The sequence below is a fragment of the Micromonospora sp. CA-240977 genome (assembly GCF_050942285.1).
GTDB lineage: Bacteria > Actinomycetota > Actinomycetes > Mycobacteriales > Micromonosporaceae > Micromonospora.
The window spans coordinates 7,204,799-7,219,669 of the sequence record NZ_CP192055.1 but is presented as its reverse complement, the minus strand read 5'-3'; the positions used below and the strand labels follow the sequence as shown (position 1 = coordinate 7,219,669).

Annotated in this window: 13 protein-coding genes; 6 read left to right on the top strand and 7 right to left on the bottom strand. The window is 72.4% G+C overall.

Annotation, left to right across the window (positions count from 1 at the left end; all coding sequences use genetic code 11):
* The first annotated feature begins 33 nt into the window (after positions 1 to 33).
* Positions 34 to 537, top strand: coding sequence for a hypothetical protein (locus ACQPWW_RS32885; protein WP_433127690.1), 504 nt, complete (start codon positions 34 to 36; stop codon positions 535 to 537).
* Between the two features lie 30 nt (positions 538 to 567).
* On the top strand, positions 568 to 2,064 hold the full coding sequence (locus tag ACQPWW_RS32880; RefSeq protein ID WP_433127689.1) for a serine/threonine-protein kinase: 1,497 nt from the start codon (positions 568 to 570) through the stop codon (positions 2,062 to 2,064).
* Here ACQPWW_RS32880 and ACQPWW_RS32875 read toward each other — a convergent pair.
* The 5 genes from ACQPWW_RS32875 to ACQPWW_RS32855 form a co-directional block, all read right to left on the bottom strand.
* A complete protein-coding gene (locus ACQPWW_RS32875) occupies positions 2,051 to 2,392 on the bottom strand; it encodes a hypothetical protein (protein WP_433127688.1) in 342 nt (113 codons plus the stop codon). The two genes, ACQPWW_RS32880 and ACQPWW_RS32875, sit on opposite strands and share 14 nt — an antisense overlap.
* Before the next feature lie 103 nt (positions 2,393 to 2,495).
* Positions 2,496 to 3,140, bottom strand: coding sequence for a response regulator transcription factor (locus ACQPWW_RS32870; protein WP_433127687.1), 645 nt, complete (start codon positions 3,138 to 3,140; stop codon positions 2,496 to 2,498).
* The gene (locus tag ACQPWW_RS32865; protein ID WP_433127686.1) at positions 3,140 to 4,357 is read right to left on the bottom strand and encodes a sensor histidine kinase; all 1,218 of its coding nucleotides are present in this window, start codon (positions 4,355 to 4,357) and stop codon (positions 3,140 to 3,142) included. Before ACQPWW_RS32865 ends, ACQPWW_RS32870 begins: the two co-directional genes overlap by 1 nt.
* Before the next feature lie 110 nt (positions 4,358 to 4,467).
* Positions 4,468 to 7,008 (bottom strand): ABC transporter permease, encoded by a 2,541-nt coding sequence (locus ACQPWW_RS32860; RefSeq protein WP_433127685.1) that lies wholly within the window; start codon positions 7,006 to 7,008, stop codon positions 4,468 to 4,470.
* Complete coding sequence (locus ACQPWW_RS32855; RefSeq protein ID WP_433127684.1) at positions 7,005 to 7,760, bottom strand: ABC transporter ATP-binding protein; 756 nt, start codon at positions 7,758 to 7,760, stop codon at positions 7,005 to 7,007. Before ACQPWW_RS32855 ends, ACQPWW_RS32860 begins: the two co-directional genes overlap by 4 nt.
* Positions 7,761 to 7,913: 153 nt before the next feature.
* Here ACQPWW_RS32855 and ACQPWW_RS32850 point away from each other — a divergent pair, with 153 nt between their 5' ends.
* The 4 genes from ACQPWW_RS32850 to ACQPWW_RS32835 all read left to right on the top strand — a co-directional run bounded on the left by ACQPWW_RS32850 (position 7,914) and on the right by ACQPWW_RS32835 (position 11,522).
* On the top strand, positions 7,914 to 8,855 hold the full coding sequence (locus ACQPWW_RS32850) for a transporter substrate-binding domain-containing protein (RefSeq protein ID WP_433127683.1): 942 nt from the start codon (positions 7,914 to 7,916) through the stop codon (positions 8,853 to 8,855).
* Positions 8,852 to 10,045, top strand: a complete 1,194-nt coding sequence (locus ACQPWW_RS32845) for a hypothetical protein (protein WP_433127682.1) — start codon at positions 8,852 to 8,854, stop codon at positions 10,043 to 10,045. The genes ACQPWW_RS32850 and ACQPWW_RS32845 overlap by 4 nt, the downstream gene beginning before the upstream one ends.
* Positions 10,046 to 10,167: 122 nt before the next feature.
* The gene (locus ACQPWW_RS32840; RefSeq protein WP_433127681.1) at positions 10,168 to 10,515 is read left to right on the top strand and encodes a PadR family transcriptional regulator; all 348 of its coding nucleotides are present in this window, start codon (positions 10,168 to 10,170) and stop codon (positions 10,513 to 10,515) included.
* Complete coding sequence (locus tag ACQPWW_RS32835) at positions 10,512 to 11,522, top strand: hypothetical protein (RefSeq protein ID WP_433127680.1); 1,011 nt, start codon at positions 10,512 to 10,514, stop codon at positions 11,520 to 11,522. The genes ACQPWW_RS32840 and ACQPWW_RS32835 overlap by 4 nt, the downstream gene beginning before the upstream one ends.
* A 145-nt stretch (positions 11,523 to 11,667) precedes the next feature.
* On the opposite strand, the gene ACQPWW_RS32830 is transcribed toward ACQPWW_RS32835, so the two are convergent.
* Both ACQPWW_RS32830 and ACQPWW_RS32825 read right to left on the bottom strand, forming a co-directional pair.
* Positions 11,668 to 12,831 carry an acyl-CoA dehydrogenase family protein gene (locus ACQPWW_RS32830; RefSeq protein WP_433127679.1) on the bottom strand — a complete coding sequence of 388 codons (1,164 nt, stop codon included), beginning with the start codon at positions 12,829 to 12,831 and terminating at the stop codon, positions 11,668 to 11,670.
* A gap of 15 nt (positions 12,832 to 12,846) precedes the next feature.
* Positions 12,847 to 14,868 carry a biotin carboxylase N-terminal domain-containing protein gene (locus tag ACQPWW_RS32825; RefSeq protein ID WP_433127678.1) on the bottom strand — a complete coding sequence of 674 codons (2,022 nt, stop codon included), beginning with the start codon at positions 14,866 to 14,868 and terminating at the stop codon, positions 12,847 to 12,849.
* Positions 14,869 to 14,871 lie beyond the last annotated feature (3 nt).

Below are 14,871 nucleotides of genomic sequence, written 5' to 3'. Positions count from 1 at the left end.
TGGTGACCGTCGCCGTGCCTGGGGAGGCCCTTCATGAAGCTGCCGCGTTCCATCGCGGGCTGGACCATCGCGGTCTTCGGCGTGTTGGCGCTGGTGATGGGCGCGGTCGGGCTGCTCTGGCCGGAGGCGCAGTTGCGCATGCTCGGCTTCGAGGTGCCGGAGACGCGTGCCGTCGGTGACCACACCGGCACCTTCCTGTTGGCGTCCTCGATGGCGGCGTTCAACATGGGCGTCTACTACCTGCTCGCCACGATCACCGAGTGGCGGGTGTTCTACCGGTTCACAGTGGTCTTCCGACTTGTCACGTTCACCGTCTTCACCATCGCCGTGCTCTCCGACATCGCTCCGGGCCGGTTCTTCGGGGTGGCGGCCTGGGAGGGTCTGGGGGCCGTGGCCACCGCCGTCGGCCTGCGCCTGGATGCCCGCAGAGCGGTGCCGGCCGGCGGGGTCGCTCCGTCCGCCGGTGCCGGTGCGGTCGCGCCCGCCGAGGAGGGTACCGGTCCGGCCGGTGTCGCTCCGGCGGACACGGTGCGCTGAGCCGCCGGCCGGGTTGGGTATTTTCGAGCGGTGACCGACACCCCGACCGGCGGCCCGCCGGTGCCGATTGTGCCCGGTCTGACCGATTTGCGGGTCTTTGCCCGGGGTGGGTACGCGACCGTCTACCAGGCCACCCAGATCTCGGTGGGTCGCGAGGTCGCCGTCAAGGTGGAGAACCGGACGCTGGACAGCGAACGGGACCAGGCCCGTTTCCTGCGCGAGGCGCGGGCGGCCGGCCGGATGTCGTCACACCCGCACGTGGTGGACCTCTTCGACGTCGGGGTCACCGTCGACCAGCACCCCTACCTGATCATGGAACTCTGCGACGGCTCGTACGCCGAACGCATGCGGACCTCGCCGCTCGACCCGGTGGAGGCCCGCGACCTCGGCATCAAGATCGCCGACGCGCTTGCCCACTCGCACGCAGCAGGGGTGCTGCACCGCGACGTGAAACCGGCGAACATCCTCCACTCGGCCTTCAACTCGGCGGTGCTCGCCGACTTCGGGCTGGCCGTGCTCGCCGAGCACCGCGATGCCTCGGTCACCCTGGAGGTGCTCACCCCGGCGTACGCGCCGCCGGAGATGTTCAGCCACAGCCCGCCGTCACCGGCCGTCGACGTGTACGCGCTCTGCGCCACCCTCTACGCGGTGATGCACGGCCGGCCGCCCCGCTGGCAGTCCGAGCGCAATCCCAGCCTCGTCACCGTCCTGGAGATGTTCAACCAGCCGCTCCCCGCCCTGCCCGGCGTCCCGGACGAGCTGATCGACGTGCTGCGCGCCGGCATGGCCAACGACCCGGCCGAGCGCCCGTCCGCCCTCGAACTGCACGACCTGCTCGCCAGCCTGCCAATCGGTCCACCGTCGGCCCCGGTCAGCGGTGCTCCGGTCAGCGGTGGCGCGGCCCGCCCCGCCCCGTACGCGACGAGCCAGCCGACGCCCCGGCCGCCCATCGAGGACACCCAGCACGCGGTCCCCGGCGTCCGGCGCTGGCGGCGCTGGTTCCTCGGCGGTGCCGGGGTGCTCGCGCTCGCCGGCTCCGCGACCGCCGGGGCGTGGTTCGCCGACCGGACGGCGCCGCCGACCCCGAACCCGACTGTCACCCAGGTCGCCGCACCGGCGACCGGGCCGCTACCCGGCTGCACGACCGGCACCGGCACGCCCACCGTCCTGCCCGAGGGGGCCCGGTGCCTGCCCGAGTTGGAATGCTTCGGCCCGATGCGGATCCGCGGCAATCGCGCCGAGGCGGTGCGGCTGTCCTGCACCGGTCGGCACACCTGGGAGACGTACGCCGAGGGCATTCTGCCGGTGTCCCTGGTCGGCGCCGACTACGACGACGTGATCGCCGCCGGGCAGGTGCGACAGGTGTGCAGCGCCACGACGTTCCGGTTGACCACCGGGATCTCCGCGCCGAGCGGCTGGCACCTGGAGGTGCTGCCCCCGGTCGACGGGAGCGTCGACCGGACCTACCGGTGCCTGGCCGGGCGGGGCGTGGACGCGCTCACCGCGCCCACCCTCACCGGCCGCTGATCCCGTCCGACCCGCGTCGCCGGTCCCGCACCGCCCGCAGGGCATCCCGACTGTCCAGCGCGTCGAGGGTGTCCGCGTCGATCCCGTACGGCATCAGCTCGGCCGGCCCGGTGGTCGCCGGCCGGTCCTCCGGCTCCGGGTCGTCGGCCTGACGGGCGGCGGAGAAGCTGACCCCGGCGACAATGGCCAGCAGGACACAGAGCAGGGCGAGCACCACGCCGACAAGGTCCTGTCGGCGCCAGACGACAAGCAGGGCCAGTGGCACAAGCGCTCCGAGTGCCGCGAGCACCGCCACCGTCCGCGCATCGGGCCTGGACAATCGACTCATTCGTCCAGCATGTCGTGACATCGGCGGCTGTCAACCGCAGAGTCGGGTCGCCGCGCCGGTCGGCAGGTCCGTTCGACCTGGTCCGCCCCGCCAGGTGAACGTCTCAGTGGTTGAGGTAGGCGAGGACTGCGCGAACACGCCGGTTGGCGTCGTCGGCCGGCGGCAGGTCCAGCTTGGCGAAGATGTTGGTGATGTGCTTCTCCACCGACACCGGTGCCAGGACCAGCGCGGCGCAGATGGCCGCGTTGGACAGGCCCTCGGCCATGAGGCCGAGCACCTCCCGCTCCCGTGGGGTGAGCCCGCCGACCCCGTGGTTGTGGCTGTTGCGCGTGAACAGTTGCCGGACCACTTCCGGGTCCAGGGCGGTGCCCCCGTTGGCGACCCGCTCCACCGCGTCGAGGAAGTCGTCGAGGGCCGTCACGCGGTCCTTGAGGAGGTAGCCGACACCGCCCCGGCCGTCGGCGAGCAGTTCCACGGCGTAGGCCCGCTCGACGTACTGGGAGACGATGAGCACCTTGGTGTCCGGGTCCGTGGCCCGCAGCGTCAGCGCGGCGCGGAGTCCCTCGTCGCGGAAGCCGGGCGGCAGTCGGACATCGACGATGGACAGGTCAGGTCGGTGCTCGGTGACGGCCGCCAGCAGCGCGGGCGCGGTGTCGACGGCGGCGACGACGGTGTGGCCGGTGTCGGTCAGCAGTCGCACCATGCCGTCCCGGAGCAGCAGCAGGTCCTCGGCGATCACGATGCGCATCAGTGGGGCAGCTCCGCGGACAGGACGGTGGGACCGCCGGGTGGACTGGTGATGGTCAGTTGGCCGTCGAGTGCCTCGACGCGGCGTCGCAGACCGTCGAGCCCGGAGCCGGACGGGTCGGCGCCGCCCTGTCCGTCGTCGACGAGCGTGACGGTGACGGTGCCGGCGGTGCGGGTGAGGGTGACGACGCAGGTTCGGGCGTCGGCGTGTTTGCCCGCATTGGCGAGACCCTCGGCGATGACGAAGTAGGCCGCCGACTCGACCGCCGGCGGGTAACGATCGTCGGGTTCGCCGCGAACCTCGACGGCCAGTGGGCTGTCGCCGGCCAGGGCGGCGACGGCGGCGTGCAGTCCACGGTCGGTGAGGATCGGCGGATGGATGCCACGGACGAGCCGGCGCAGCTCGGTGAGGGCGTCGTCGAGCTGCCGACGGGCGAGGTGGACGTCGGACGCGGCGGCCGCGCCGGTTGGCAGCTTGCGAGCAGCCAGCGCCATGCTCATGCCGGCGGCCACGATCCGGGCCTGGGCGCCGTCGTGCAGGTCCCGCTCGATTCGACGCAGCTCTGCCGCCTGGGCATCGACGACCCGACGGCGGCTCTGGGCGAGGCGGGTGGTTTCCTCGACCAGGTACCGGTGCGCGCCGGGTGCCAGGAGGACCCGGGCCGTCCGGGCCTGGGCCAGGCCGGCGGTCCGCAGGAACCACGCGGTGACCGGCAACAGCAACACGCCGAGGATGGTCAGGCCGAACCGGCCCGGCGTCGTCGTCATGAGCGGATCCATCGGGAACGGCGCGCGCGGGTTCGGCACCGCCCAGGCCCAGGCCGGTGCCACCACGGCCGCGAGATCGACGACGGTAACCACGATGGCGGCGATCCCGCCCGCCAGGCCCACCGGAAACAGCGCGACCAGCCAGGCCAGGTCCCGCCAGGTGGCCGGTTGCGTGGCGACCGCGCTGGCTCGCTGCCGGACGGTTGCGCCCTCGATCGGCAGGTACGGCGCGGCGATCGCGGTGCCGAGCACCCAACCGGCCCGGCGCCGCTCCACGTCGGCGATGCGGCGGGTCACCCAGGCGGCGCCGAGGAACGCCGGTCCACCGACCAGCGTGACCGACAGGAGACCGACGCCAACGATGGTCGCCACACTCCAGGCGAGGCCGACGAAGCCGGCGACGATGCCGCTGACCAGGTACGCCAGCGCCGACGCCGTTGTGCGAATCATCGCGGCGATCCTACCGACGGCGAGCCGGTGCCGGAGCGTGGCCGCCGGCCGGACCCGGCACCCGACGATTCGGGTGACGGGTCCGAACGGTGTTCCGGCCGGGAGCACCGTCAGCGCCCGTCGCTCAGGGCCGGCAGACCGCGCCGTCGCAGCAGGACCCGTGCCGGTACGGCACCCGCGACCAATCCCAGTGCCGCGACACCGCCGAGCATCCCCGCGTACGTGGCAGCGTCGACGAACAACCACAACGTGCCGTCCTGGGCGCTGCCGAACGCGCCGACCACGATCGCGGTGACCAGGACACCCAGCGCCAGCCCGACGGTGACCGTGATCATCGCCTCGCGTCCGAGGAGGCGGTGCAGCTGCCTTGTCGTCGCACCGGCCAGGCGCAGGTCGGCGAACTCGCGGCGGCGCGCGGCGGTGGCGATGGCGAAGGTGTTGACGACCGCGATCGCTGTGAAGCCGAGAGAGATGACCACCATGAGCTCCCAGGCGCCCTGCTGGTTCTGGATGTCACCGGCGGGGGCCGCGCCGAGTGTGGGGGCCAGCCGCAGGCTGGGCCACGAGGCGGCGATCCGCTCCGGTACGTCGCCGCGGTAACGCAGCCCCACAGTGCTGACCAGCCCACGTGGATCGTGGGCCACCACCAGGTCCGCGGGGAGGGCCAGGTCGCCGAACCCCCGGGCTCGGGCGTACACCCCGGCGAGGCGCAGGTGGACCTGGTAGCCGTCGGCGAGCCACACCGCAACGTCGTCGCCCACCCGCCAGCCGTACTGTTCGGTCACGTACTCGCTGGCGGCGAACGTGCCATCGCCCGGCAGCGTTCCGGTGCGGAGATCGAGGTCAAGCGCCGCCTCGGTGCCGGTGACCAGCAGACCCTGCGTCGCGTAGTCCTCGGGTTTGCCGCCCTGCTCGACGATCGCCCGGGTCGGCACCGTCGCTGCCGCGCCGGTCAGCCCGTCGAGGGCAAGAAGCTCTCTGACGGTACCGAGCGCCAGCCCGCCCGGTGCGGTCACCTGAGCCGTCGCGGGTGCCGTCCGGGCCGCCTGCTCCCGCCCGGTCAGTTCGTCAAGCATGACGCTGTTGAGCAGCATCGTGGCATTGATCGCGAACATGAGCACGAGCGGGACCGCGACCGCCGCGACCCTTCGCCACTCGGCCCGGGTGACAAGACCGGCCAGCCAGCCGATGGCGCCGCCGATGCCGATGAGGCGGGACACCGGCGTCGTCAGCACCCGGACCAGCAGCGGGCCCAGGGCCGCGACAGCGCACAGCAACAGGGCGCTCGACACGAAGCTCATGCCCATTCCGAGCGGCCCGTCGAGCGGAACGAAGATGAGCAGGGCGAATGCGCCGGCGGTGGTCACCACCGCGAGGGCGGTCCGCAGGACGAGACCGCCGGTCGGTGCGTTCGCGTTCTCGGCGAGTGCCTGCGTCGGCGCGATGCGCACCGCTCGGCGGCCGGCGACCCGGGCACCGACGAAGGTCACAAGCATCCCGGCCGCCGTGGCGGCGATGAGCACGATCACGTTGGTCTGGACGACGAACTGGGCCGGCACCGCGCCCAGCTCCCGGAACCGGGCAGCCACCACGTGGGCGAACACCACGCCCAACGGTAGGCCCGGCAGTGCGGCGACCCCGGCGAGCAGGACACTTTCCAGACCGAGCAGGCGGCGCAGCTGTGCGGGGGTCGCGCCGGCGGTGCGCAGCAGGGCCAGCTCGCGCAGGCGTTGACGTACCCCGAGCGTGACGGTGCCGGTGAGGACGAAGACGGCCGCGAACGCCGTGATACCGATGACGAAGCCGAAGATCGAGATGGGGCCGATGTAGTCGGGCAGGGCGCCGGGCAGGTCGGCCCGGACCCGGTCGGCGCCGGTGAGCACCGGCGCGTCCCCGGCGACCCCTTCGACGGCTTCGCGGAGCGCGACCGGATCGGTGCCAGGTCTGGCCAGGATGGCCACCGCGGTCGGCCCGGGCAGCCCCGACACCGACGCCACCTCGGAATCGGCGACGAACAGTGCGCCCTGGGCGGGCAATCCGTCCCGCCCGGCCGGCGCGGCGACACCGGACACGACAAGGGTACGGACGCCGGTCTTCGTGGTGACGACGAGACGTCCACCAACAGTGGTGCCCGAGCGGTTGGAAAGGTCGGCGTCGATCACGACCTGGCCCGGGCCGGGCGCCTCGCCGGTGCGCAGCGAGTACGGGGTCAGCTGTGCGGAACTCCACCCGTGTCCGATCACGGGAGCGTCATCGGCGCCGCGCAGTCGCAGCCCGTGCGGCGTGCCTGCCTGGACCGGGAAGGCGACGTCCGCGGTCGCGGCCGCGACTCCCGGAAGGTCGTCCAGCCGACCGGCGAGGTCCGTCGGCAGCGTGCCGGCGCCGGTGAGCTTCTCGGACTTGACCTTGACCTTGACCTTTACCTTGTCCTTCTTCTGCTTGGTGGTGCGCTTCTCCACTGTCACGTCGCGGTCGCCCGACACGACGATCGCCGCCGCCGCGAACCGGTCGGCCGGCGGCTTCGCGGTGAGCACGGAGGCGAGCAGCAGACCGCCGCCGGCGAGTAGGGCCACGGCGAGCAGCGCGGCGAAGAACGTGCCCGCGTAGGCGCCGCGGTGCTGGCGCAGCGTGCCGAGAGCGAGCCGGATCATCGGACGGTCACCGCCATCATCTGTGCCGCGATCTTCTCGGCGGTGGGGTCGGCGAGCTCCGTGACGATCCGCCCGTCGGCGAGGAAGACCGCGCGGTCGGCCCACGCCGCCGCGGCCGGGTCGTGGGTGACCATGACGATCGTCGTGCCGACACCGTCCACCGCTTCGCGCAGCAGTTGGAGTACCTCGCGGCCGGTCGACAGGTCCAAGGCCCCGGTCGGTTCGTCGGCGAAGATGACCTCCGATCGGCCGGCCAGGGCGCGGGCGAGGGCGACCCGCTGCCGCTGACCGCCGGACAGTTGGCCGGGCCGAGCGTTCTCCCGTCCGGTGAGCCCGACGCGGCGAATCACCTCCTGCGCCCACTTCCGGTCCGGTCGTACCCCGGCCAGCCGCTGCGGCAGCAGGATGTTGTGCCAGACCGACAGCGAATCCATCAGGTTGTACGACTGGAAGACGAAGCCGACCCGCTGCCGCCGTGCCTGGGTGAGCTGCGGTTCACGCAGCCCGCCGATGTCCTGCCCGGCGAGGAGTACCCGTCCGCTGTCCGGCCGGTCCAGGCCCGCCGCGCAGTGCAGGAGCGTGGACTTGCCCGAGCCCGACGGGCCCATCACGGCGGAGAACGAACCGGCCTCGAAGGCGACCGACACGCCGTCCAACGCCCGGACACCGCCCCCGCCTGGATAGGTCTTCGTCACGTCGAGTACTTCGACGACGACCGGCCCTCGACCGGCTGTCACATCGCTGTTTCGCATAGCGGAAAGCCTGGTCGAGGCGGCGTTTCTGGAACACACGGCGGCCCATGATCTCGGTGGTGGGGAAACCCCTACCACCGGCGACGTCCACACGAATTGGACTCGAACGACTACTCTCGGTGTCTCGCAGGCTCTACCGGCAGCGAGGTGCGCATGAACTCAGGCAGTTCGCAGTCCCGGCTCCGTTCGGTCGCGACGACACTGGCGGCCGCCCTCACCCTCACCCTGGCCGCCGCCGCCGGCTGCGACAGCCGGCAGGAGCCGGAGCTGCCGTCCGTGCAGCAGAAGATCCGTGAGTCGCACATCTACCGGCAGGCACAGCTGCGCATCGGCGTCGCCACCAAGGAACCGCTGATGGGCGACCTGCGCAACGGCCAGCACGTCGGTTTCGACGTCGAGATCGGCAGGTACATCGCCGCCTCCCTGGGCTACGAGGGGGAGCAGCGGTTGGAGTTCGTGTCGGTGGCCACCGAAAACCGGATCCCGGCGTTGCAGGGCGGCACCGTCGACCTCGTGGTGTCCAGCTTCTCGATGACCGAGGAGCGCGAGAAGCTTGTCAGCTTCGCCGGGCCGTACTTCGTCACCACGCAGGAGGTGATGGTGCCGGTCCGCCTCAGGGACCGGGTCCGCACCATCGAGGACCTGCGCGACCCGGCCTACAAGGTGTGCACCAGCGGTGGGTCCACCACGGAGGCCGAGCTGGAGAAACACGGGGTCAGGACGTTCGTGGTGAAGGACGTCGGGGACTGCGTCGACGGCATCCGGGCCGGCCGGTACGACGCGGTCAGCTCGGACGAGACGATCCTCGCCGGGTTCCTGGCCACGTATCCCAAGGAGTTCGAGGTCGTGGACATGCCCTTCGGCACCAGCGAGCTGCTGGGCATCGGCGTGCCGATCGGCGATCCCGCCTTGCGCGACCTTGTCGCGTTCTTCCTCCAGAAGAGCTACGAGCGGGGCCGCAACGGGGAGGTGAGCCCCTGGCAGAGCGCGTACAACCGCACCCTGGGCCCGTGGTTGAAGGTGGAGAAACGCCAGCCTCAGCCGCTGAAGGTGCCGAAGCTCGTCGACTTCGACGACAAGGCGCCGTCGACGTGAGCGCGGCGCCGACCGCAACCGGCGCCGACGGCCCGGTTCCGCCGCCCCGCACGTCAGTGCCGGGTGTTGCCGCCCCGCCGGCCACCGACGGTACGACCGCAGCCGAACCGAATGCCGGCGCGACGGACCGGGTCGGCTGGCCGGTCGGCGTGCCGGTCGCCGAACCAGCCGAACCGGTCGTCGCCGACGTCGAGCCCGGGCGGGTCCGCTGGGACCCGGCGGAGCGGCGCGCCCGGGCCAGCCAGTCCTTCTGGACGGCGCTGGTGGGCGTACCGGCGATCTTCTCGGTGCTCCGCCTCGGGGTGGAGGCGGGCGGCGAGCTTCAGACCACCCTGCTGCTGGTGGCGAACGTCGGGCCGGTCAACCTGCTCGCCGGCTTCCTGACCACGGCGGCCCGGCTGCTCTCCACCGGCATGGTCGCCGTCTTCGCGCTCGGGGCGGTGCTGGCCGTCGGCGCGGACCGGCTGCCGCCGGGCACCCGTCGCCGTCCGCTCTTCGCCCGCTGGGCCGACCTCACCCCGGCCTGGGTGGTGCTTGCCGGTTTCCTGCTCGCCCTGATCACCTGGCCGCTGCTCTACCTGCCGCTGCTGCTGCCGGCGTTCGCTGCCGCGTTCCAGCTACGCCCCGGGCGACTGCACGAACGGGTGGTGCCACGACTGGTCATGATCGTCGCGCTGCTCGCCGGGTACGGCTGGCTGCTGCTGCCGACGTTGCGGGACGCCGGGAAGCAGGGCGAGCTGCTGGTGTTGGCGCTGCTCGTGGTGCCGCCGCTCTTGGCTCTCTTCATCGCGGGGCCGTTGCCCGGCGTGGTGATCCGCCCGCTGGCGTCGGTGACCGAGGTGGCCATGCTCGCCATGCTGGTCTGGGCCGCGGTGCCGGTGATCAGCACACCGGTGCTGCCGCTGACCGTCACGACAGTGGGCGCGGAGAACGGACCCACCGAGGACGTACGCGGGCACGTGATCACCACCGACGACGTCAACATGGTGATCCTCCAGGAGCGGGGTGGTGTGCGGTACGTGCCTGTCGGTCTGGTCCGCGCGCAGGTGCTCTGCCCGAGCGAGGAGGAGCTGCCCCGGTACCAGCTGCGCATCCGCGACTTCCACGTCGAGGACTCGCTGCTGGAGGGCATGGGCCGCCGGGTCCGCCCGGTCCACCGCATCGACGCCGCCTGCCGGATCCCGGACTGATTCCGCCGGAGGTGGCCGCTGGAGCCCCTCCACCAGCCGATCCTCGACGTCGTCGCACACCCGCCCAGCATCTTTGACGAAGCGGTGCCCGTATATACAGACCGACTGTATATACTGCGACGATGGCGAAGGCTTCCATGCAAGAGTCGACCTATCTGATCCTCACCGCGCTCGTCGAGGCCCCACGGCACGGGTACGCCGTTCTCGACGAGGTCCGCCGGATCTCCGACGGGCGCGTCGACCTGCGCGCCGGCACCCTCTACGCGGCGCTGGACCGGCTGCGTACCGAGGGCCTCATCGACGTTGAGCGGGAGGAGCAGGTGCAGTCCCGGTTGCGCCGGTACTACCGCCTCACCGCCGCCGGGGCGCAACGCCTGGCCGAGGAATCGGCGCGCCTGCGGAGCAACGCCGACGCGGCGAGTGTGCGACTGCGCCGTGCCGGCCTCATCGTCGAAGGCGGTGCGGCGTGACGTTGCACCAGGCATACCGGTGGCTGCTAACCTGTTATCCCCGCGCGTACCGGCGGCAGTACGAGGACGAGTTGCTCGGGGTGTTGCTTGACGACGCCGCGCCGGGCCAGCGCAGGCCGACGGCACGAGACGTGTCCGCCCTGCTCGGTGGGGCGGTTCGGGCGCACGTACGGCAGGGCGGCGCCCGATTCTCGGTCGACGCGTGGCGGGACGCGGCGCAGGTGCTGGGCCTGATCGCCGCGCTGCTGCTGTTCGTGCGCTCCGCACGTGTTCCGGTGCTGCACCTCTCCATGCTCGCGCAGAGCTACCCCGACGGGATCGGTGAGAAGTTCGCCCTCTGGCCGGGTGGTCTCGGGGCGGCGCTGTGGCTCGTCGTGGCGGTGTTCACCGCGTTCGGGTTGGGCCGGGCGGCAGCCGCCATCGCGGTCGGCGGCGTGGCGTTCGAGGTGGTTCGGGTCGCCGAGGCCTACGGGCAGTATTCGACGGTTTTCGACATCTGGCCCGCCGTGCTCGCCGCGATGGTCCCGCTGGCACTCGCCCTCCGCGCTCCCCGTTCCGTAACGGCTACCCTCGCGCGCTGGCGGCTCCGCACACTGACGGCGGCGACGCTGGTCAGCGTCGGTGCTCCGAGCATCGCCCTGGTGACCGCCGCCGATGACTCGACGTCGCCCATCTACGGCACGTGGATGTTCACCGCCGGCGTCGGTCGGGTCGAGGCGATCCTGCTGACCGCGGGATACCTGCTCTTCGCCCTTGTCATCCTGTCGACGCCGACGGCGCTCCGACTGCGCCTGCTCGCGCTCGTCGTCCCGGTGGGCGTCACGCTGCTGCTCACCCGGGTGGGGCTCGGGACCACCGGGACGTTCCTGGAGCGCTCCAGCCACGACGGTGTCCTCGACGCGCTCACCTGGGCGCAGTGGTTGACGTTGGTGCTGGCGCCCGTGTTGCTCTTCGCGGTGGCCGTGGCGATCCTGCACCACCGCGAGCGTCCGGGCACCCGGGCGTAGCCAGGGCGCGGACCGCAGGTGATCGACTCGGTTTTCTTGATGTCGGGGCATCGACGGGCCTCAGACACCCCGGGATCAAAGAAACCGAGTCGATCACCCGCGAGGCGGGCCGGGCGGACCGGCCGGGCGGGCCGGGCGGGCCGGCTCAGTAGGACTTGTCCTGACCGAGGACGTGTTGGGCCACGAAGTTGAGGATCATCTCTCGGCTGACCGGGGCGATCCGGCCGGCCCGCACCGCACCGAGCAGGGTCGCCACCCCGTACTCGGTGGTCATGCCGGCCCCGCCGAGCACCTGGACCGCGGTGTCGACGGCGAGCGCGGCTGCCTCCCCGGCCGCGTACTTGGCCATGTTGCCGGCCACCCCGGCCTCCAGGTCGCGGCCCGCGTCGTACAGGGTGGCGGCCTTCTGGATCATGAGGCGGGCCAACTCCACCTGCACCGCCGCGTGTGCCAGCGGATGGGACACGCCCTGGTGTGAGCCGATGCTCCGGCCACCCCAGACCTTGCGCGTGGCGGTGTACTCGCTGGCCCGCTCGATGGCGTACCGGCCGGTGCCGGCGCCCATCGCGGCCACCGTGATCCGCTCCGGGTTGAGCCCGGCGAAGAGCGCCGGCAGGCCGGCGTCCAGCGACTCACCGACCAGCGCGTCGGCGGGGAGTCGCACGTCGTCCAGGTAGAGCAGGAACTGGTTCTCCGGGGACACGATCTCCATGTCCAGTTTGGAGCGGGTCAGCCCGGCGGCGTCGGTAGGCACGAGGAACAGCGCCGGCTTGAGCCTGCCGGTGGAGGAATCCTCGGTACGGGCCACCACCAGGACGTGGTCGGCCTCGTCGACCCCGGAGATGTAGCACTTGCGGCCGTTGAGCAGCCACCCGTCGCCGTCCCGGCGGGCGACAGTGCCGAGCCGGTGGAAGTTGGAACCGGCCTCCGGCTCGGTGATCGCGAAGACGATCTTCTGGGAGCCGTCGGCGAGGCCGGGCAGGTGCCGCTTGCGCTGCTCCTCGGTGCCATGTCGGTTGAGCACTGTGGCCGCGATCGCGGGGGAGACCACAAGCAGCAGCAGCGGGCAGCCGGAGGCCGCCAACTCCTCGCAGACGATGGCCAGCTCGGTGATGCCGCCGCCGCCACCGCCGTACTCGGTGGGGATGTTGACCCCCAGGTAGCCGAGCCGTCCCGCCTCGGCCCACAACTCGGTGGTGTGCTCACCGGCCTTCGCCTTCTCGACGAAGTAGCCGTGGCCGTAGCGGCGGCCCAACGCCCGCACGGCGTCGCGCAACTGGTCCTGCTCAGGGGTGAGGTCGAAGGTCATCAGGGGTCCTCCTCGTCAGTTGTCGATGACGGCCAGCACGGCGCCGGTGCGCACCTGACCGCCGGCCGGCACCGGCAACTCGACGACCACGCCGTCGGTGGGGGCGAGCACGGGATGTTCCAGCTTCATCGCTTCCAGGGTGAGCAGCGGATCGCCGGCCGCGACCCGCTGGCCGACCTCGACGTGCACCCGGGTCACCGCACCGGGCAACGGCGCGAGCAGCGACCCGGCGGCCACCTGCGCCGTGGGCAGCGGGAGACGCGGCAACTCGACAAGGCTCGCCGCCCCGTCCGGGCCGTCCACGAAGACCGCCGACCCCACCCGGTGTACGCGGTACGCGCACCGCACCCCGTCGACGTCGAGCACGACCCGACCCGGGGTGGCCTCGACAAGCGCCACGGCCGGCCGTCCGGCCGCGGAGTCGGTGCCGGTGAGGTCGGTGGCGCCGTCGGCGGTGGGGTCGGTGCCGGTGGCGGTGGGGTTGGCGGACCACTCGGCGAGCCCGCCCACGCGGTCCAGCCGGTAGCGGACCTCGACCTCGCCGTCCGGACCGCTGAACCGGGTGACCTGCGGGACGGCCGGCACGTTGCGCCAGCCCGACGGCAGCCCGGCCAGCACCGTCGCGCTGGCGCGGCGGCCGGCGGCCGAGGCGAGCGCCGCGGCGAGCGCCGACAGCGGGACCCGGTCGGCGGGGAGCAGCGGGGCGAAGACCTCCGCATGCCGGTCCAGGAACCCGGTGTCGATCTCCACGGCGGCGAACGCCGAACTGCGCAGCACCCGGACCAGCAGGTCCCGGTTGGTGGTCACCCCGTGCAGCTCGGCCCGGGCCAGCGCGGCGGACAGCAGCCGGGTCGCCTCCGCACGGGTGCGACCCCAGGCGATCAGCTTCGCCAGCATCGAGTCGTAGTGCACGCCGACCACCGAGCCGGCCACCACCCCCGAGTCGAGCCGCAGGCCCGGGCCGGCCAGCCCGCCGAACTCGGCCGCCACCTGGGGGACCGCGAACCGGTGCAGGGTACCGGTGGCCGGCCGCCAACCCGCCGCCGCGTCCTCGGCACAGAGGCGCACCTCGACCGCGTGCCCGCTGCCGACCGGCAGGGTCGCCGGCAGTGGCTCCCCCTCGGCGACGAGCAGTTGCAACCCCACCAGGTCCAGGCCGGTGCACAGCTCGGTGACCGGGTGTTCCACCTGGAGGCGGGTGTTCATCTCCAGGAAGAAGAACTCGCCACCCGGGGCGAGCAGGAACTCCACAGTGCCCGCGCCGACGTAGTCGACAGCGCGACCGGCGGCCACCGCGGCCTCGTGCAACGCCGTACGCACCCGCTCCGGAACGACCGCCGGCGCCTCTTCGACGATCTTCTGATGCCGGCGCTGGATCGAGCACTCCCGGTCGCCGAGAGCCACCACCCGGCCGTGGGTGTCCCCGAAGATCTGCACCTCGACGTGCCGGCCGCGCTCGACGTACCGCTCGATGAAGACAGTGCCGTCGCCGAACGCGGCAGCCGCCTCGCGGCGCGCGGACGCGACGGCCCCGGCCAGCGCGTCGGCATCCCGGACGATCCGCATCCCCCGCCCGCCACCACCGGCGGACGCCTTCACCAGGACCGGAAAGTCGCTGACCACTGCGGTGTCGGTCCAACTGGGCAGCATCGGCACACCGGCCTCGGCCAGCAGCCCTTTCGCGGCGAGCTTGTCGCCCATCACGGCGATCACCTTGGCCGGCGGGCCGACCCAGGTCAGCCCGGCGTCGGTCACCGCCGCCGCGAACTCGGCGTTCTCGGCGAGGAAGCCGTACCCCGGGTGGACCGCGTCCGCGCCGCACCGCCGGGCCGCGTCCAGGATCAGCTCGACCCGCAGGTACGTCTCGGCGGGCGTGTCCCCGGGCAGCCGGACCGCCTGGTCGGCCTCGGCGACGAACGGCGCGTCGGCGTCCGCGTCCGAGTGCACGGCCACCGTCTGCACGCCGAGCGCCCGGCAGGTCGCGAAGACCCGGCGGGCGATCTCCCCCCGGTTGGCGACGAGCAATCTACTGATCATCGT